General features: G+C 32.0%; 21 protein-coding genes. 15 read left to right on the top strand and 6 right to left on the bottom strand.

Features of this window, described 5'->3' with window-relative positions; genetic code table 11:
• The first annotated feature begins 15 nt into the window (after nucleotides 1-15).
• Both JX000_RS10035 and JX000_RS10030 read left to right on the top strand, forming a co-directional pair.
• Nucleotides 16-1,230 carry a sugar efflux transporter gene (locus JX000_RS10035; protein WP_164967150.1) on the top strand — a complete coding sequence of 405 codons (1,215 nt, stop codon included), beginning with the start codon at nucleotides 16-18 and terminating at the stop codon, nucleotides 1,228-1,230.
• Nucleotides 1,231-1,236: 6 nt separating this feature from the next.
• Nucleotides 1,237-1,725 (top strand): DUF456 domain-containing protein, encoded by a 489-nt coding sequence (locus JX000_RS10030; RefSeq protein ID WP_206140675.1) that lies wholly within the window; start codon nucleotides 1,237-1,239, stop codon nucleotides 1,723-1,725.
• A 141-nt stretch (nucleotides 1,726-1,866) separates the two neighbouring features.
• On the opposite strand, the gene JX000_RS10025 is transcribed toward JX000_RS10030, so the two are convergent.
• Complete coding sequence (locus JX000_RS10025; protein WP_049425603.1) at nucleotides 1,867-2,556, bottom strand: DUF1129 family protein; 690 nt, start codon at nucleotides 2,554-2,556, stop codon at nucleotides 1,867-1,869.
• A gap of 283 nt (nucleotides 2,557-2,839) precedes the next feature.
• On the opposite strand from JX000_RS10025, the gene JX000_RS10020 reads away from it, so the two are divergent.
• From JX000_RS10020 to JX000_RS09995, 6 genes are all read left to right on the top strand, one after another.
• Nucleotides 2,840-3,283, top strand: a complete 444-nt coding sequence (locus JX000_RS10020) for a GNAT family N-acetyltransferase (RefSeq protein ID WP_049425602.1) — start codon at nucleotides 2,840-2,842, stop codon at nucleotides 3,281-3,283.
• Between the two features lie 69 nt (nucleotides 3,284-3,352).
• The gene (locus JX000_RS10015) at nucleotides 3,353-3,832 is read left to right on the top strand and encodes an SA0632 family lipoprotein (RefSeq protein ID WP_002450995.1); all 480 of its coding nucleotides are present in this window, start codon (nucleotides 3,353-3,355) and stop codon (nucleotides 3,830-3,832) included.
• A 168-nt stretch (nucleotides 3,833-4,000) separates the two neighbouring features.
• Complete coding sequence (locus JX000_RS10010) at nucleotides 4,001-4,297, top strand: hypothetical protein (protein ID WP_002450994.1); 297 nt, start codon at nucleotides 4,001-4,003, stop codon at nucleotides 4,295-4,297.
• A 119-nt stretch (nucleotides 4,298-4,416) separates the two neighbouring features.
• Entirely contained in the window at nucleotides 4,417-4,956 is a 540-nt protein-coding gene (locus JX000_RS10005; RefSeq protein WP_206140674.1) for a GNAT family N-acetyltransferase, read from the top strand.
• A gap of 64 nt (nucleotides 4,957-5,020) precedes the next feature.
• A complete protein-coding gene (locus JX000_RS10000) occupies nucleotides 5,021-5,179 on the top strand; it encodes an MBL fold metallo-hydrolase (protein ID WP_241004981.1) in 159 nt (52 codons plus the stop codon).
• Nucleotides 5,180-5,188: 9 nt separating this feature from the next.
• Nucleotides 5,189-5,533, top strand: coding sequence for an MBL fold metallo-hydrolase (locus JX000_RS09995; protein ID WP_206141014.1), 345 nt, complete (start codon nucleotides 5,189-5,191; stop codon nucleotides 5,531-5,533).
• 78 nt (nucleotides 5,534-5,611) lie between these two features.
• Here the strand turns inward: JX000_RS09995 and JX000_RS09990 are convergent, their stop codons facing one another.
• The 4 genes from JX000_RS09990 to JX000_RS09975 all read right to left on the bottom strand — a co-directional run bounded on the left by JX000_RS09990 (nucleotide 5,612) and on the right by JX000_RS09975 (nucleotide 8,398).
• A complete protein-coding gene (locus JX000_RS09990) occupies nucleotides 5,612-6,178 on the bottom strand; it encodes an LOG family protein (protein ID WP_002450988.1) in 567 nt (188 codons plus the stop codon).
• Nucleotides 6,179-6,190: 12 nt separating this feature from the next.
• Entirely contained in the window at nucleotides 6,191-6,637 is a 447-nt protein-coding gene (locus tag JX000_RS09985) for a YaiI/YqxD family protein (protein WP_107532186.1), read from the bottom strand.
• 6 nt (nucleotides 6,638-6,643) lie between these two features.
• A complete protein-coding gene (locus tag JX000_RS09980) occupies nucleotides 6,644-7,327 on the bottom strand; it encodes a hypothetical protein (RefSeq protein WP_002450986.1) in 684 nt (227 codons plus the stop codon).
• 198 nt (nucleotides 7,328-7,525) lie between these two features.
• Nucleotides 7,526-8,398 carry an undecaprenyl-diphosphate phosphatase gene (locus JX000_RS09975; RefSeq protein WP_002450985.1) on the bottom strand — a complete coding sequence of 291 codons (873 nt, stop codon included), beginning with the start codon at nucleotides 8,396-8,398 and terminating at the stop codon, nucleotides 7,526-7,528.
• Between the two features lie 215 nt (nucleotides 8,399-8,613).
• Between JX000_RS09975 and JX000_RS09970 the strand changes: the two genes are divergently transcribed.
• Both JX000_RS09970 and cydC read left to right on the top strand, forming a co-directional pair.
• Nucleotides 8,614-10,251 carry an ABC transporter ATP-binding protein/permease gene (locus JX000_RS09970; RefSeq protein ID WP_124228518.1) on the top strand — a complete coding sequence of 546 codons (1,638 nt, stop codon included), beginning with the start codon at nucleotides 8,614-8,616 and terminating at the stop codon, nucleotides 10,249-10,251.
• On the top strand, nucleotides 10,248-11,921 hold the full coding sequence (cydC, locus tag JX000_RS09965; RefSeq protein WP_206140673.1) for a thiol reductant ABC exporter subunit CydC: 1,674 nt from the start codon (nucleotides 10,248-10,250) through the stop codon (nucleotides 11,919-11,921). Before JX000_RS09970 ends, cydC begins: the two co-directional genes overlap by 4 nt.
• Before the next feature lie 126 nt (nucleotides 11,922-12,047).
• On the opposite strand, the gene mgrA is transcribed toward cydC, so the two are convergent.
• On the bottom strand, nucleotides 12,048-12,491 hold the full coding sequence (gene mgrA, locus JX000_RS09960; RefSeq protein WP_002450982.1) for a global transcriptional regulator MgrA: 444 nt from the start codon (nucleotides 12,489-12,491) through the stop codon (nucleotides 12,048-12,050).
• Between the two features lie 226 nt (nucleotides 12,492-12,717).
• On the opposite strand from mgrA, the gene JX000_RS09955 reads away from it, so the two are divergent.
• From JX000_RS09955 to JX000_RS09935, 5 genes are all read left to right on the top strand, one after another.
• Nucleotides 12,718-13,644 (top strand): CobW family GTP-binding protein, encoded by a 927-nt coding sequence (locus JX000_RS09955; protein WP_206140672.1) that lies wholly within the window; start codon nucleotides 12,718-12,720, stop codon nucleotides 13,642-13,644.
• 63 nt (nucleotides 13,645-13,707) lie between these two features.
• Nucleotides 13,708-14,616, top strand: a complete 909-nt coding sequence (locus tag JX000_RS09950; RefSeq protein WP_107532189.1) for an aldo/keto reductase — start codon at nucleotides 13,708-13,710, stop codon at nucleotides 14,614-14,616.
• A gap of 27 nt (nucleotides 14,617-14,643) precedes the next feature.
• A complete protein-coding gene (locus tag JX000_RS09945) occupies nucleotides 14,644-14,952 on the top strand; it encodes a hypothetical protein (protein WP_002450979.1) in 309 nt (102 codons plus the stop codon).
• A gap of 100 nt (nucleotides 14,953-15,052) precedes the next feature.
• Nucleotides 15,053-16,000, top strand: a complete 948-nt coding sequence (gene mdh, locus JX000_RS09940) for a malate dehydrogenase (protein ID WP_206140671.1) — start codon at nucleotides 15,053-15,055, stop codon at nucleotides 15,998-16,000.
• 176 nt (nucleotides 16,001-16,176) lie between these two features.
• On the top strand, nucleotides 16,177-17,733 hold the full coding sequence (locus JX000_RS09935) for an SLC13 family permease (protein ID WP_206140670.1): 1,557 nt from the start codon (nucleotides 16,177-16,179) through the stop codon (nucleotides 17,731-17,733).
• The last annotated feature ends 47 nt before the right edge of the window (nucleotides 17,734-17,780 follow it).

Here is a 17,780-nt window from a genome sequence, read left to right as displayed (position 1 = left end):
TAATGAATAGAGGTTATTCTTATGTTTAAAGAATTGTTATATATCAAAAACTACAAGTTATTTGTTGTGAATATGTTGCTATTAGGTATGGGTATTGCAGTAACGGTACCCTACCTTGTTTTATTTGCAACGAAAGATTTAGGCATGACGACGAAACAATATGGCCTATTATTAGCTTTAGCAGCTATCAGTCAATTCACAGTTAATTCGATTATTGCTAGATTCTCTGACACACATAATATTAATAGAAAGTTCTTAATTATAACGGCATTGTTTATGGGTGCGATTAGTTTTTCTATTTACTTTTTTGTGAAAGACATTCTATTATTTATTATTCTTTACGCACTTTTTCAAGGTTTGTTTGCACCTGCAATGCCTCAACTTTATGCATCCGCTAGGGAATCAATTAATGTTTCAAGTTCACGTGAAAATGCCAAATTTGCTAATACAGTACTAAGATCAATGTTCTCGCTAGGATTTTTATTTGGGCCATTTATCGGTTCGCAATTGATTGAACTGAATGGTTATTCAGGATTATTTGGTGGTACGGTTTCTATTATTTTATTTACACTGTTATTGCAAGTCTTCTTCTATAAAAATTTAAATGTTAAGCAACCCATTTCCCAACAACAACACGTTGAAAAGGTTGCGCCAAATATGTTTAAAGATAAGACATTACTCATACCGTTTTTAGCGTTTATTTTATTACATATTGGACAATGGATGTACACAATGAATATGCCATTATTTGTTACAGATTACCTTCATGAAAAGGAAGGGCATGTGGGCTATTTGGCAAGTTTATGTGCTGGATTAGAAGTACCATTTATGGTGATTTTAGGTATCTTATCTAGGAAATTACCAACACGAACGTTACTTATATACGGCGGTATATTTGGAGGGGCATTTTACTTTAGTATTAGCTTATTTAAAAATTTCTATATGATGTTACTTGGTCAATTATTTTTAGCGTTTTTCTTAGCCATACTATTAGGTATAGGTATTAGTTATTTTCAAGATATACTACCTGATTTCCCAGGTTATGCCTCAACATTATTTGCTAATGCAATGGTGATTGGTCAACTATGTGGTAATTTATTAGGTGGTATGATGAGTGGATGGGTTGGTTTGGAAAATGTATTCTATGTTTCAGCGGGCTCACTATTCTTAGGAATTATATTAATTTTCTTAACCAAAGATCAAAAAATTACAAAATTAGATGTGGAGTAGTTTAAAATGACAGTGATATTATGGTGCTTAATTATATTAATGTTCATATTAGCATTTATAGGATTAGTTAAACCTGTGATTCCTTCCGTCTTAGTGATGTGGATAGGATTTCTAATTTATCAATTTGGATTTCAAGATGGGAAATTATCTTGGATATTTTATATATCAATGATTGTTTTAACAATATTAATCTTTTTAGCTGATTTTCTTATGAATAAATATTTTGTAGGAAAATATGGTGGCTCTAAATTCGGAGAGTATGGTGCGATTCTAGGTGTGATTATAGGGTGTTTTGTATTACCTCCATTTGGAATTGTCGTTATACCTTTCATAGTTGTTCTAGTAATCGAATTAATACAAGGTTATGATTTTAAACAAGCCATTAAAGTGGGTTGTGCTTCTATTGTTGCATTCTTAGCAAGCACGATTGCACAAGCTATCATTATGATTATTATGGTTAGTTGGTTTATGCTAGACATCTTTTTACTTAATTAGACACGAATATAAAATCGATAAAGCCCTAAATGAATGTTGAATGTCATTTAGGGCCTTATTTATTTTATGCGCTGTTTTATCAAGTTTTTATTGGACTTAAAAAATATTTAATTAAATTTCATGATGAGATAATCAATATTATCACATAATTGTATTTGCATCTTTATTGAAATAATGATGATCAATATAAAATGAAATCGGAGTAATAATGATAGAAATTATTATAAATGACCAATTACTTACATTAATAAAAGGACCGAAGGCTAAAAAAGATTGTGGTATGAAAAAGACATAAAACAACGCAACGATTAACAATGCAATCACTGCATAGGTTAAGAGCCAAACCCAATTTGAGTTGTTAAAGCACTGCAATTGAATCGTCTTAAATATCATCCAAATAAACAAGAAAATGATAAATAAGCCAATAATGACAGTGATTGGGAATGTGTATAGATAAAGATAGTTGCTATCTCCACCAATAAAAAATCCGATAAATCCTTTTAAAAAACAAAAGATACCTATTAATAATACAAAATGCTGATAGATATATTTAAATATATTCTTTACTGTTTCATTTGGGAGCTCTTTTAATTGTTTTTTAGCGTGCATTTTAGGATTGTGGTTAAAGAATTCCATAGCCAACATACCTTTATCTTCAGCGCTAATTAAATGTTTTAATATACGATTCAACATAACTTCTGAATCATGAGGATTCACACTTAAATCAGACCGAATATAGGTCATATAGTTTTCAAATATTTCTCTATCTGTATTATTTAAACGTAATGATTTTACATTATTTTCTTTAGCTAATTGAGCAGTAGACTTCATGAGTGCTTAAGCGCTCCTTTAAAATAGTTTAAGTAGTATGAAAAAAGAGAGGTTTCTCTCAATAATGTGAGCAATATACTACTTTTTTAAATCACAAATATAACTAATGTACACATTCTAACTATTGCGTAAATATATTTTACGGATATTATGCGTCATTATTAGATAGTTAATACCAATATATGTGTTAATTCACAGATATGCAAGGGTATGTCAGTATTATATTACGCTTAATCATACCATAGAAATCGGGTGATTATCATATCAAGTTTAGGAGTTAAATATGAGAAAGTTAACATTAAGTAATCAAGCAATTATTAATGAAGTAGCAATCATACATGAACATTTATTAGAAAATCAAGAAGACAATTACAAAGTTACTAAGACATCTATCGCATTACGATATGAAATGATTAATGCAAGATTGCGTCATACAAATGATACTATCTTACTTCTTGAGAATAATCAGGAGTTAAAAGGCTTTGTATGGGGTCACTATGAGTTACAAACTAAAACTGTAATCATTGAATTATTATATGTATACCCACATTTTCGTCGTCAAGGACTCGCCAAACAGCTTAAAATGGCAATAGAACAATGGGCCAAAGACATAGGCGCAGAGTCGATTCAGAGTACAATCCATATTAAAAATAAAGCGATGCTTAATTTGAATCATCAATTAGGTTATGATGATAGTCATATTAGGATGCGAAAAGATTTAATGTAGAAAAATGAATAATTTAATATTTCATGATAAAATGAATTATATTTATAACTGTTTTTAAAGGAGTTTAACATGAAAAAGTGGATTATATTGTTTTTATCTGCAACATTGACGTTGTCTGCATGTGGTAAAAGTGAGGAAAAAGCTTCTTTAGAAAAGAGTGTAGACAAACTAGAAAAAGAAAATAAATCATTGAAAGCACAAAAGAAAAAATTAAAAAAACAAAAAGAGGATTTAAAAGACCAACAGGATAAATTACAAAAAGAAGTAGATAATAGTGCCTCAAGTGCAGCAAGTAGTGCAGATTCAAGTGATGAAGATAGTGGTAACCAAAGTCAAGAGGATAATGATGCATCTAAGTCAAGCTCACAAAAAAATGATCAACAATCAACTGAAGGAAAAGATGCTAGTAAACAAACTCAAAACCAGTCATCCACACCAACTCAGTCAAAGAATAACCAAAATCAATCGAACCAAACATCTCAACAGAATGGCAGTAATAAGGCTAATACAAATCAAACTAACCAAAAGCAATCATCTTCAACACAATAGAGTATGATATGATGTAGTTACTATCATATTATTGGGCGATATTATCAGGTTTGATTAATAAAAAAATAGGGTATTTTAGTTGATAAATGTATATACTAAAGAATAAACCAATGTTATTAATATAAAATTTATCATTTTGAACAATGATGTAAAGAGGAGAGAAACGCCATGCATGAACAAGACTTTAGCATTTTAGAAGGTAAAGCATTAACATTACCTGAATTAGGTAGAGAATTAGAAAACATTACAGGTAGACAGTTAATTGATTCAACAGGAGAAATTAAACGTGTGATTGCACATTTACCAAACTTTGAATCTGAGACAGATACATTTGTAGCAACATATCGTTTGAATCATCAGAATGATTTTATCGATGCAACGTTCACTGCGCCTAAGAATCAACGTGATCATTTGAAAGAAATTCCTGTCAATATTGAATTAATTAGTTATATTACTAAAAGTTAATAATTAGAATATACAATCTAAACAATAGCGCGATATGAATCATAAACGTTTCATAGCGCGTTAATTTTATACTAAAATATAAGTGAATATGTATTTATGGAGTAATGGAGTGTTAAAAAATGGTTGTTTATATTGAGACGGAGCGTTTAAAGTTACGAGATTGGGAAGACAGTGATTTACTACCATTTCAAAAGATGAATGCCAATCCACAAGTACGAAGATATTTTCCAAGTTTATTAAGTTATCGTCGATCAGAACTTGATATGAAGAAGATGGACCAAATAATAAAAGATTATGCTATCGGCTTATTTTCCGTGGAACTTAAAGAAACGAATGAATGGCTTGGATTTATAGGATTAAATTACATTCCAGAGGATAGTGAGTATCCATTTAAAGAACTACCACTATATGAAATAGGTTGGCGCCTGATACCTGAAGTTTGGGGAAATGGTATTGCGACAGAGGGGGCCGAAGCGGTGCTCCGATTTGCTAAAGAAAAAGGTATAACTAAAGTTTATAGTTTCACCGCTGAAACAAATTTACCCTCAAGAAAAGTAATGGAAAAAATTGGGATGACGTTCCTAGATCATTTTGAATTTCCTAATCTAAGTAAATATCATCCTTTAAAAAGACATGTGAGATACGAGATTGATTTATAAAAATTTAAAACAAAACGCCAAGAAATAACTGATAGATGACCAAATTAAAGAATTAGGATTTAATGTGTCAGATATTGAATATGTCATCTTAAGCCATTTAGATGGAGATCATGCTGGAGGACTTCAATTATTAAAAGAAGCAAAGGCAATGATAGTTAGTAATGAAGAGTATCAAAAAGCCAATCAAAATCATTCACTTAGATATAATACAGCTTTATGGTAAGGGACATCTTTGCGATCATTCCATTTCAAGGCAACACATATTGGTCCCCAAAATAAATCATTTGATTTTTTTAATGACGGTGCTATTACATTAGTGCATACACCTGGGCATTCAGTAGGATTAACGAGTTTCATAATTAAATCATTGCGAAATGATGATTATATTTTATTAGCTTCAGATGTAGGATATTACCCAGGAAATTGGAGGGAACTTAGATTGCCTGGCATTTTAAGTAGTAAAAAACAAGAAAAGCGTTCACTACAATGGGTACAAAATATTGAAAAAGATAGACACTGTCTAGGTGTTTTTGCTAATCATGATCCGTGTGTAACCATCGATGAATTATCAATATAATTAAGTAGAATTATCAAACTAAAAAGTCAGTAAATACAATTTAATTAATGCATTTACTGGCTTTTAATAGTTAAGAGATTAATCATATGTACGAACGCCTAAAGGTTGATAGTTAAGTAAACCTTCTAGCAAAGCTTCTTTAGTATCAAATAGCGGTGCTAATTCACGATATTTTTCATCAATAAAACCTTCTGCAATCATATGATCGATAAGGGATTGTAACGGTTCGAAGAAACCATTAATGTTATAAACGCCAATTGGTTTTTGATGAATACCGATTTGTGCCCAACTATACATTTCAAAGAATTCTTCTAATGAACCGGCACCACCAGGCGCCATAACAAATGCATCTGCAAGTTCTGTCATTTTATTTTTACGTTCATGCATCGAATCTACAAGTATGAGTTCACTGACTTTTTGACTTGTTATTTCTCTTTCATCAAGCATTTTTGGCATAACACCAATAGCTTTACCACCATGGTCTAATACACCATCCTGAATTGCTCCCATAATGCCTACAGAGCCAGCACCAAAGACCAATTCATAGCCTTTTTCAGCCATATATTTTCCTAATTCATAGGCTTCTTTAACGTATATATCATCGTTACCTTTACTCGCACCACAATAAACTGCAATTTTCTTCATTATAATCCTCCTTTAACAAGTTTGTATTAGTAATTTAAATTGATGTTCGAAATGTTGTCTATCTTGCTTAGTAAAAGGGGGAGGACCTTTATGTCTTCCACCTTGCTTTCGTATTTGAGCATTGATATAACGTTGATCCAATAATTGTTGGATATTATCATCATTAAACAAGAATCCTTTATGATGCATCACAAATTTAACTTTATTTAGTAATAAACTTGCTAATCCATAATCTTGAGTAATCACAATATCTTCAGAAGAAGCAAGTTGTACAATTTTATAATCGACAGATTCGGGTCCATCATCGACATACACAGTTCGAACATGTTCAGGATCGATTTGTGTTGAGAAGTGACTAAAGCTACGTATAATTGTAACAAAAATGCCTGTCTCTTGCGTTAATTCTATGACTGAATTAACAACAGGACAAGCATCTCCGTCAATAATAATATGTGTCATTAATGATTAAGCCTCTTGGTCGGCTTCTTTGTTTTGTTTAACAACACTTTTAGCTGTATAATCTTTATATTTTTTGAATTCTTTTTTTCTAGCTTTTTCAGCTTCGTCACGTAGTTTATCTTCTTTTTTATGACGCTTCTCAATATTTTTTTGAAGCTTTTTGTCCATTTTCTTAGCTTCTTTGCGATTTTCTTTTTCTAACTTTTCACCTTTTTTCTCAGTTTTTTCATCGAGTTTACCAGGTGTTAAGCCAACTTTTTCTTCGTATTTTTGAGTTTTTTTCATATCTTTAATACGTTGCTTTTGGTTGTCTTCACGTAATTTGTCTTCTTCTTTATGACGTTTTTCGATATTTTTTTGAAGCTTTTTATCCATTTTTTCAGCTTCTTTACGGTTTTGCTTAGCTAATTTTTCGCCTTTTTTCTCAATGTAAGCAGGATCATTTTCTTTTGCGATTTTTTTCAATTCGCGTTTATTATCAAATTCTTGTTTCTTATCTCCAACATAGGCTTTTACGTCAGATGACTTATTAGAAATAGCAGATGTTGTTTTAGATGCAGCTCTTGATGTTGCATCAGTCGCTTTTTTTACATCAGGATGTTCTTTTATTTTTTTACGTTCTACGACTAAAGGAACGATAATAATTGGTAACACATTAATTGCTGTTTTGATGAGTTTCTTTTTGTCCATACTCGTTGCCTCCATTAATTTTACTATTTTTATCCATACCCTATGATACATGATAATAAACTAGAGATGCTAACATTATCGCATGAAATTATAGGAGAATATTTTTAGATTTTAATGAAATGAAATTATTTATGATCAACATAGGCACAAAAAAGTCATTAAGTGACGGTGTAATCACTTAATGACTAAATGTTTGTTTTAAATTCCTTTACCAATACCGAAACCAAAGTATAGGATTGCAATAATAACTACTAAGATGATTCGATAAATGGCGAATGGTACTAATTTTACTTTATTAATTAAGTGTAAGAAAGTCTTGATAGCAATGAGTCCTACGATAAATGCTGCTAAGAATCCTAATAAATAGAATGGTATGTGTGCTAAGTGAATATATTCATAATGCTTTAACAATGATAAACCACTTGCTGCAAGCATAATTGGAACAGACATAATAAATGTAAAATCAGATGCTGCTTTGTGATTCATTTTCATTAAAACACCTGTGGAAATGGTTGACCCAGAACGACTAAAACCTGGCCACATTGCAATGGCTTGCGAAATACCGATTACAAATGCTTGGAAATAGTTAATTTGATCCACTGTTTGAGGATTGGTAACTTTTTCAGAATATTTATCAGCGATAATCATATAAATAGCACCTAGGAAAAGGCCAATCATAACTGTTGGAACACTGAATAAATATTTTTCTATGACATCGTCAAATAAGAAACCTAAAATACCTGCAGGAATCATACCAACTAATACATGTAATAAGTTTAGACGTTGAGGTTTAGAACGGCGTCCTGCTGTAGCATGTTGTTCAGGTTTATGTTTACCGATATGTAATAATTCAAAGAAACGTTCTCTAAACACCCATGCTGCTGCGAAAACTGAACCTAACTGAATCACGACTTTAAAAGTAAATGCAGATTGTTCACCTAAGAACTTTGTGGATTTCAACCACATATCGTCGACAAGAATCATATGACCTGTAGAAGAAACAGGTGCAAATTCGGTAAGGCCTTCCACAATACCTAAAATAAGACCCTTGATCAATTCAAGTAATAACATATTGTACCTACTTTCATTTATAAATGTTTTTTGATTACTATAAATTCACCATATTATCATAGCACACTCATTTCAACCCATGCTACTGTTAGTAATAACACTAGACCAAAGTATGAGAAAATCAAACGTCATAATATTGTCAAATGCACTATCGTTGTGCATATAACTACTAGACTTTATTATTGAGTCTATAACGAAATTTAGGTGATTAAATTGTGAAAAAATTAATGCAACTAGTATATAAATATAAAAGATATCCAATTTTAATGCTCTTAGTATGTGCTACGTTAGCTGTAGCTGTTGTCGTACAGAATGTAGCAATAGCAGAATTCTTAAATCTTATGTTATTTAAAACGAAGCAATCGCTTAATTTTATTCTTACATTGATTATAATCGTGCTTATGTTACGCGCGACCTTAAACTTTATCAATCAATTATTAGGTAATCATCTCTCAAGTCATGTTAAACATAACTTGCGTCAACGTATGGTTCATATAGAATCAGAACGGCCAGTGGGTGAACAGATGACACTCATTACTGAAACCATCGATGGAATTTCTCCATTTTATCAAAGTTATCTACCACAAGTATTTAAATCCATCACGATTCCTATGGCAATTATCATTGCGATGTTTTGGATTCATTTGAATACAGCGCTAATTATGTTGGTAACAGCACCATTCATTCCATTGTTTTATATCATTTTCGGTTTGAAAACACGCGATGAATCTAAGGATCAAATGACTTACTTAAATCAATTTGGACAACGATTCCTTAATCTGACGCAAGGTTTAATTACGTTGAAGTTATTTAATCGTACAAAGCGTACTGAAAAACACATCTATGACGATAGCACTCAATTTAGAGATTTGACGATGAAAATATTAAAAAGCGCATTTTTATCGGGTTTGATGCTAGAGTTTATTAGTTTGTTAGGTATAGGGCTTGTTGCGTTAGAAGCAGCATTAAGTCTTGTTGTATTTCATACGATAGATTTTAAAACAGCGGCTATCGCCATTATTTTAGCGCCAGAATTTTATAATTCGATTAAAGATTTGGGTCAAGCGTTCCATACTGGGAAACAAAGTGAAGGTGCCAGTGATGTGGTATTTGAATTTTTAGATCATCCGACCAAGAAAAAGCCATCTGATTTTGTCTATCAAGAAGGTCAAATACCGTTTATTCGATTAAACAACGTTTCATTTAAATATAATACTGAAATGGGACATGGATTTGCATTGGAATCTACGCATTTAGATATTTACGAACGCGAACATATCGCTTTAGTTGGACCAAGTGGCGCTGGCAAAACGACATTATCTAAAATCATCACACGTTCATTAATACCAACCGAAGGGGAAGTGACATTTAAATATCAACATATGCGTATGGGGATATTAAGTCAGAATCCATATATTTTTACTGCATCAATTAAAGACAATATTGCGATGTTTAGTGATGTTAAGGATGAAATAATCATTGATGTATTAGAAAAAGTAAAGTTAAAAGATAAAGTAATGTCATTACGAAATGGTATCCATACGATGATAGGTGATGGCGGAGAAACATTCTCTGGTGGACAGATGAGAAGGATAGAATTATGTCGCTTGCTTGTTATGCAGCCAGATTTAGTTGTACTTGATGAACCAGCTTCTGGATTAGATATTGAAACGGAACAAGTCATCCAGAGCGTGCTTGATGATTATTTTAAAGAAACAACTCAATTAATTATAGCCCATCGAGACTCAACAATTAGAAAGGCAACCCGTCGATTATATATTCAAGATGGCTACATTATTAAAGATGATCAATTGATTTCAGTGAATAAAGAAGAAAATGGTGACGAATCATGAAATCACAAATACGATTTACAATAGATAAGGATTTAGTGATTGCAATTATAATAGGTATCATAGGAAGTTTAGTCGCCTTAGCGATGTTCTTTTTAAGTGGCTATATGGTGACACAAAGCGCATTAGGTGCACCATTATATGCGTTGATGGTATTAGTCGTTTCTGTTAAATTATTTGGTTTTTTACGTGCTATTGCTAGATATTATGAAAGACTATATTCTCATCGAACGACATTCACCATGTTGAGAAACGTCAGAGTTCAATTTTTCCGTGGTCTTGTTAAAGTAATACCAGATGTATATCGTAAGTTTAATTCGAGTGACTTAATTTCAAGAATGGTAAGTAGGGTGGAAGCACTACAAAATATTTATTTACGCGTGTATTATCCACCGATAGTGATAGGAATGACAGCCGTGATAACGATGTCTGTATACATCTTTCTATCACCAGCGCATGCAGTCTTAATTGCTATGAGTATGTTAATGACATTATGGCTCGTTCCTTTATTAAGTAGTAAGAGGGCACGAAGATTAAAACAATTGGTTAAAGTTCAACAAAGCCAATTTTTAACTCGATTCTACGATTATCGTCAAGGTTATAAAGAATTACAACGTTTTAATAAAGAAGCGTCATTTAAAAATGATGTATTAGAGCAATTGCAATCATTTGATCATTTGCAAAATAAGGAACAACGATTTTTAACAATGTATGATTATATGCTTAATATCATTGCAATGGTGTCTATATTTGGTACGTTATACTTAGGTGCGTTGCAAATTCACTCACAAACATTAGATGTGGTTTATTTAACAAGTATCGTATTAATGGTACTTACATTATTTGAACAAGCTGTCCCTATGAGTAATGTTGCATATTATAAAGCTGATACAGACCAATCATTGTATGATATTAATGAAGTGATTCAATACGACGATATAATAAAAGAGGAAGATAGCGTTGCAAATGACGAGTCAGCACCTTTATTTGAACTGAATAATGTCACATTTAAGTACGCAAATCAAGAAATACCTGTATTAAATCAAGTTTCATTTAATGTGTATCATGGTGAGAAAATAGCTATTATAGGTCCATCTGGAAGTGGTAAAAGTACGCTACTACAAGTCATGTTAGGATTATATCAAGTTCAAGAAGGTAGCGTCATTTATAGCCAGTCTGATATCTTTCGAATAGAAGATGAAGTCAAATATAATGATATTAATGCATTGTTACAGTCCCAACAATTATTTGATGGCACTATTAAGGACAATTTACTGACAAATTGTAATGAGGACGAGATACAACATGTATTAAATTCGTTAGATTTATCTCATTTATCAACAGAACAGTATATGACGATGAACGGTGAAACATTATCAGGCGGGGAAATTCAACGATTAAGTATGGCTCGCTTATTACTTAAAACAAATGCTAAGGTTTGGATGTTAGATGAGCCAACGACTGGTTTAGATATTGAACATACAACTCAAATGATGCATTTACTACTTAAAGAAGCTGAAACAATCATTGTATCTACACATGACTTACGACTATTACCTGATTTTGACAGGATCATAGTTATGATAGATGGAGAAATCAAAGAACAAGGCACTTATGAAACGTTAATTAAAAATAGAGGATATCTATATCAAATGGAGCAGTTAAATCAGTAATATAGGCATGACAATAATGTAATATAAAAATGCTCTAAAATACTGAGAAGTACTTTAGAGCATTTTTATACTTTAAAAGTGTTAAATTCTAAACTTTAACTTTAAATTACCATGACAAAAGCTTAATTAATTATCTTTAGCTTCATTAAATGCATCAATGACTTTACCTAATAATCGGTTAAGTTCATCCACTTCTTCAAGTGACAATGATGATGCAGTTGCAACTTTTTCAGAAGCGCTGCTAAGTTCGGGTCTAATTTTTTCGCTTTTATCAGTCAAGTGAATAAATACTTCACGTTGATCGACTTCGGAACGTTCACGTTTGATTAAATCAACCTGTTCCATTCTTTTTAATAGTGGGGATACTGTACCAGTATCAAGTGCTAGTTCAGTCACAACCTTCTTAACATTTACAGGCGACTCGTCCCATAAAATAGTTAATACAAGGAATTGTGGGTAAGTTAGATTGTACTTTTTAAAGACTTTGTTTGAGTAGTAGCGATTTACTTGTCTTTGAGCATTGTACAAACTAAAGCATAGTTGCTCTTTTAAATTATGTTGATCAGACATTAAAGTTCTCCTCCAGACATTCTATCCGTTTTTTTCTCTCTATTCGGATTGGAATCCGTCTATGTTGTGCGGAATATAATTCACAACACACTGTGATTCAATGTCATGCTAAAATTAAAGTATGTTTAAAGTTTAGAAGATATCTATCGTTAAATCAAGCAAAAAGATAATTTAATATTTATGTTATCATTTTTAAAAATACTTGTAATAGAAAAGGAATTTTACAATGAAAAATAATAATTTTAGAAAAATATCAATTTCTATCATAAGTGGTTTCCTAGGTAGTGGGAAAACCACGCTACTGACACATTATATTAGCGAATTATTAAAAATTGATGAGAAAATCAAAGTGATTATGAATGAATTTGGTTCATTTGATATTGATAGTCAAAATATAGACGCAAATATCGAAGTGCGATCAATCATCAATGGTTGTGTATGCTGCGACTTAAAGACAGACTTAATCACTCAAATTCAATCACTAATACAACAAGGTGATTGTAATCATATCATTATTGAGGCAACAGGAATTGCTAATCCTATAGAAATGATTACTGCATGTCAAGATCCGACTATTATCGAATATATAAATATGCCTCAAATCATTAGTTTAGTGGATGCTGAACGATTTTTAAATAGGAATGATTACACTATATCTACTCAAACACTAATGGAAGAACAACTTGAGATAAGTGATTTATTAGTCGTTAATAAAATAGATTGTATTGATTCTAAGGAATTACATAAAATCAAAGAAGAATTGGTTCAAATTAATCCCCATGCGCCCAATGTATTAACAACATATGGACAATTTGACATCAATTTATTAAGTAATCAAATCATAGATAAAACTGTCAATCATAAACACCACCATCACCATGGTATTCAAAGTATGAAATATACATTTACGAGCCCGATTGATCGCCAGTTATTTTATCAATTTATAATGCAATTACCGAAAAATGTGATGAGACTTAAAGGATATGTGCAATTTAGAGACCAACCCAATGAAACAATTGAATTTCAATTGGCTTACGGGTTGCCTGATTTTGGTCCCATCAATCAAGAATTGCCTTTAACAATAGTCATTATCGGAGAGCAAATCGACATTAATCAACTCAGAAATAAATTGGATATGTTACAATTTACTTGATTTTAAATTCAACTGCTTCTATTTAATAGAGAGCAATTAAATAATAATAAGGTCGTGATGATTATGGATAAAATAAAGATTAATCAGTACGTTGATTTTTCAAAAATGATTCAAGGGTTTTGGAGAGCAAATGAATGGCAGTATACTGATCAAGAATTGAATCGATTTATCAATCAGCTCGTTGACCGTGGCATCACTACGATGGACCATGCCGATATTTATGGGGATTATCAATGTGAATCTATATTTGGTAAAGCGCTACAGTTATCACCTAACTTACGTGATGACATTCAAGTTGTATCTAAATGTGGTATTGTCTTACCATCTAAAACTCAAACGTTTACTGATGGTCATCGCTATGATCATAGTCGTCAACATATTATTCGATCAGTTAACAATTCATTACAACGTTTGAATGTGGATTATTTAGATAGTTTATTGATTCATAGACCTTCACCATTAATGAATCCTGATGAAATAACGGATGCTTTAAAGGAACTTGTCGATGAAGGTAAAATCAAATCATTTGGGGTATCCAATTTTAACGAAACACAATATGATTTATTAAAACATAGCCTTAATCATGATAAATTGCATATTAGCATTAACCAACTAGAAGTGTCCCCATATCAAACAGACATTTTAAATAATGGTGTGATGGACAAAATGTATGAAAATCAAGTAAAAGTAATGGCTTGGAGTCCACTGGCAGGCGGTAAATTGTTTGATCCATCCGATGATAAAGCGAGACGTGTACGTACCATTATTGAACCTTTAGCACAAAAATATGATGTTGATGAAACGGCTATTATGATAGCTTGGTTGAATAGACATCCCAATGATATCATGCCGGTGCTAGGTACCCATAAAATTGAAAGAATTGATGCTGCTCTACCTGGCTTATCGATTACTTTAACTGACCAAGAGTGGTTTGATATATACACTGCAGCAATGGGGCATGACATTTTATAAATAAAATGTTAGAAAGGATTTTATTAAATGAATAATGAAGATAGACATCAGAAACAACTTAAATTTGAACGTAATTTAATTATGATTCCTTATTTAATCTTTGCGATAATCGTACTATTATGTAATATTTTTTATCCTGAGATAAAAGTAACAATGACGTTATTTGGTTTACTCTTTGCCTATAATTTAGGATTACTATTTATTGCATTCATTCGTCATTTTAAACGTACGCTTATATTAACTTTAGTATTAACAATATTAAGTGGTGCAGCATTCTTTATATTATTATATGTGTTTGGTATAAACCACGAAATTTTTGGACAAATTAAAAAATAAAATACCAATATTTAATGAAAAACTCTGTTATTTCAATGTTATAATTAATTTGAAATAACGGAGTTTTGTTTTTATCAATTTATAAATGGGAGTGTATTTGATGAATAAACGTAAAAAGGTTTCTATTATCGGTGCAGGTCAAACAGGTGCAACATTAGCTTTTATTTTAGCGAAAAATGAAAGCGCTGACATAGTGATTGTAGATCGCCCACAATCTGAAAGTGTAGTAAAAGGGAAAGCGTTAGATATTCAAGAAAGCGGACCTATTTTTAACTTTAATATTGATATTAAAGGTACTGCCGACTATTCAGAAACGAAAGACTCGGATATTGTAGTGATAACAGCAGGAATTGCTAGAAAACCTGGTATGAGTAGAGATGATTTAATACAAACGAATGAAGAAATTGTTCATTACAGTGCACAACAAATCGCAAAATATGCCCCCGACGCCATTATTATTGTATTGACTAATCCTGTTGATGCGATGACTTATTCTGCATTAGTCGCATCTGGATTCCCTAAACATAGAGTATTGGGGCAATCAGGTGTATTAGATAGTGCCAGATATAAAACATTTATCGCCAAAGAGTTAGGAATCTCTGTTGAAGATGTACAAGGTTTAGTATTGGGTGGTCATGGAGATACAATGGTGCCATTAGTCAACTCAACACAAGTCAATGGAATCCCTTTAAGTGAACTACTTGATCAGCAAGTCATTGATCAAATTATTGATAGAACACGAAAAGGTGGTGCCGAAATTGTCCAGTTATTAGGAAATGGTTCAGCATATTACGCACCTGCTGCCGCAATTTATGAGATGATTGATGCCATTTTAAAAGACAAATGTCGAGTATTGGCAGCAATTACATATCTCGAAGACGAGTATGGATACCGAGATATCTGCTTAGGAGTGCCGATTAAACTTGGACAAAATGGCGTAGAAGAAATATTAGAATTAACTTTAAGTCAAGAAGAACAAAATCAACTAGATACATCAGCGTTATCAGTCAAAAATGTTAAAGATGCACTTAAATATAGATTTGAATAATGAATTAAAGTCAAATCGTAAAACCTATCGTTCACAATAAATTGAGTGTGTCTATTTTAAATAATTTAATATTTAAAAAGTGAGAATTATATGATTTTTGTAAGTAAATCGCATAGGTAAAGCGCTTTCTTGATATAATTAGAGTGTAAGGTCAAGATAAAAAGGAGCCGGTGTCTATGTCTAAAGGGAATCAAAATTCACAGGTAGTCGATACTGAAACTACCAAAAAAGAGAAAAAGGAATATAAACCACTATGGATTATCATTAGTTTTATCGTGTTAATAGCCATATTACTTTTACCTACACCTGCAGGTTTGCCAGTGATGGCTAAAATGACTCTAGCGATACTAGCATTTGCTGTCATTATGTGGGTTACTGAAGCAGTTTCATATCCTGTTTCAGCAACGTTGATTTTAGGGTTGATTATATTATTATTAGGTTTCAGTCCTGTTCAAAATTTATCTGAGCAGCTTGGCAATCCTAAAAATGGAGATGCCATTATTAAAGGTAGTGAAATATTAGGAACAAATAATGCCTTAACACTTGCGTTTAGTGGCTTTTCTACTTCAGCGGTAGCGTTAGTTGCAGCTGCATTATTTTTAGCAGCAGCTATGCAGGAAACCAACTTACACAAACGTTTAGCATTATTAGTATTATCTGTTGTGGGGAATAAAACTAAAAATATTGTCATAGGAGCAATACTTGTTTCAATTGTTCTTGCGTCCTTTGTACCTTCTTCAACAGCTAGAGCGGGTGCAGTCGTACCAATATTATTAGGTATGATTGCAGCATTTAAAGTTTCTAAAGAGAGTAAGTTAGCGTCTTTATTAATTATTACGTCAGTTCAAGCAGTTTCTATTTGGAATATTGGTATTAAAACGGCGGCAGCACAAAATATCGTTGCGATTAATTTTATTAATCAGAATTTAGGTCATGATGTATCATGGGGTGAATGGTTCATGTACGCTGCGCCTTGGTCAGTTTTAATGTCTATCGCACTTTATTTTATTATGATCAAAGTGATGCCACCCGAACGTGAATCTATTGAAGGTGGAAAAGCGTTAATTAAAAAAGAGTTAAACCAATTAGGTCCAGTGAAACCAAGTGAATGGCGTTTAATCGTTATCTCTCTATTATTATTGGTATTTTGGTCAACTGAAAAAGTGTTACATCCAATTGATTCTGCATCAATTACATTAATTGCCTTAGGTATCATGCTCTTACCTAAAATTGGCGTTATTACCTGGAAAGGTGTAGAAAATAAGATTCCTTGGGGCACAATCATAGTATTTGGTGTCGGTATTTCATTAGGAAATGTATTATTAAAAACAGGGGCAGCACAATGGTTGAGTGACCAAACCTTTGGGTTAATGGGTCTTAAAGGATTACCGATTATTGCAACTATAGCACTTATTACTTTATTTAATATTTTAATTCACCTAGGTTTTGCAAGTGCTACAAGCTTATCATCTGCACTCATTCCTGTATTTATCTCATTAACATCAACATTACATCTTGGCGATCAATCTATCGGATTTGTTTTAATCCAACAATTTGTAATTAGCTTTGGATTCTTACTACCAGTGAGTGCACCACAAAATATGTTAGCGTATGGTACAGATACATTTACAGTTAAAGATTTCTTGAAATCTGGTATACCATTAACGATAGTCGGCTATATATTAGTCATTATATTTAGTTTAACGTATTGGAAATGGTTAGGTTTAGTATAAATAATGTAAGATAAATAGCTTGGCGGTCTAATAGATCGTCGAGCTTT

It is taken from the genome of Staphylococcus sp. SB1-57, from assembly GCF_017086425.1.
Taxonomy (GTDB): Bacteria; Bacillota; Bacilli; order Staphylococcales; family Staphylococcaceae; genus Staphylococcus; species Staphylococcus warneri_A.
Note: the sequence above shows the minus strand (reverse complement) of the source record. Positions and strands in the feature narration are given on the sequence as shown.

Excerpts from the sequence above, each read along its gene's own strand:
- JX000_RS10030 (WP_206140675.1), top strand. The coding sequence starts at position 1,237 with ATGACAGTGATATTATGGTGCTTAATTATATTAATGTTCATATTAGCA.
- JX000_RS10025 (WP_049425603.1), bottom strand. The coding sequence starts at position 2,556 with ATGAAGTCTACTGCTCAATTAGCTAAAGAAAATAATGTAAAATCATTA.
- JX000_RS10020 (WP_049425602.1), top strand. The coding sequence starts at position 2,840 with ATGAGAAAGTTAACATTAAGTAATCAAGCAATTATTAATGAAGTAGCA.
- JX000_RS10015 (WP_002450995.1), top strand. The coding sequence starts at position 3,353 with ATGAAAAAGTGGATTATATTGTTTTTATCTGCAACATTGACGTTGTCT.
- JX000_RS10010 (WP_002450994.1), top strand. The coding sequence starts at position 4,001 with ATGCATGAACAAGACTTTAGCATTTTAGAAGGTAAAGCATTAACATTA.
- JX000_RS10005 (WP_206140674.1), top strand. The coding sequence starts at position 4,417 with ATGGTTGTTTATATTGAGACGGAGCGTTTAAAGTTACGAGATTGGGAA.
- JX000_RS09990 (WP_002450988.1), bottom strand. The coding sequence starts at position 6,178 with ATGAAGAAAATTGCAGTTTATTGTGGTGCGAGTAAAGGTAACGATGAT.
- JX000_RS09985 (WP_107532186.1), bottom strand. The coding sequence starts at position 6,637 with ATGACACATATTATTATTGACGGAGATGCTTGTCCTGTTGTTAATTCA.
- JX000_RS09980 (WP_002450986.1), bottom strand. The coding sequence starts at position 7,327 with ATGGACAAAAAGAAACTCATCAAAACAGCAATTAATGTGTTACCAATT.
- JX000_RS09975 (WP_002450985.1), bottom strand. The coding sequence starts at position 8,398 with ATGTTATTACTTGAATTGATCAAGGGTCTTATTTTAGGTATTGTGGAA.
- cydC (WP_206140673.1), top strand. The coding sequence starts at position 10,248 with ATGAAATCACAAATACGATTTACAATAGATAAGGATTTAGTGATTGCA.
- mgrA (WP_002450982.1), bottom strand. The coding sequence starts at position 12,491 with ATGTCTGATCAACATAATTTAAAAGAGCAACTATGCTTTAGTTTGTAC.
- JX000_RS09955 (WP_206140672.1), top strand. The coding sequence starts at position 12,718 with ATGAAAAATAATAATTTTAGAAAAATATCAATTTCTATCATAAGTGGT.
- JX000_RS09950 (WP_107532189.1), top strand. The coding sequence starts at position 13,708 with ATGGATAAAATAAAGATTAATCAGTACGTTGATTTTTCAAAAATGATT.
- JX000_RS09945 (WP_002450979.1), top strand. The coding sequence starts at position 14,644 with ATGAATAATGAAGATAGACATCAGAAACAACTTAAATTTGAACGTAAT.
- mdh (WP_206140671.1), top strand. The coding sequence starts at position 15,053 with ATGAATAAACGTAAAAAGGTTTCTATTATCGGTGCAGGTCAAACAGGT.
- JX000_RS09935 (WP_206140670.1), top strand. The coding sequence starts at position 16,177 with ATGTCTAAAGGGAATCAAAATTCACAGGTAGTCGATACTGAAACTACC.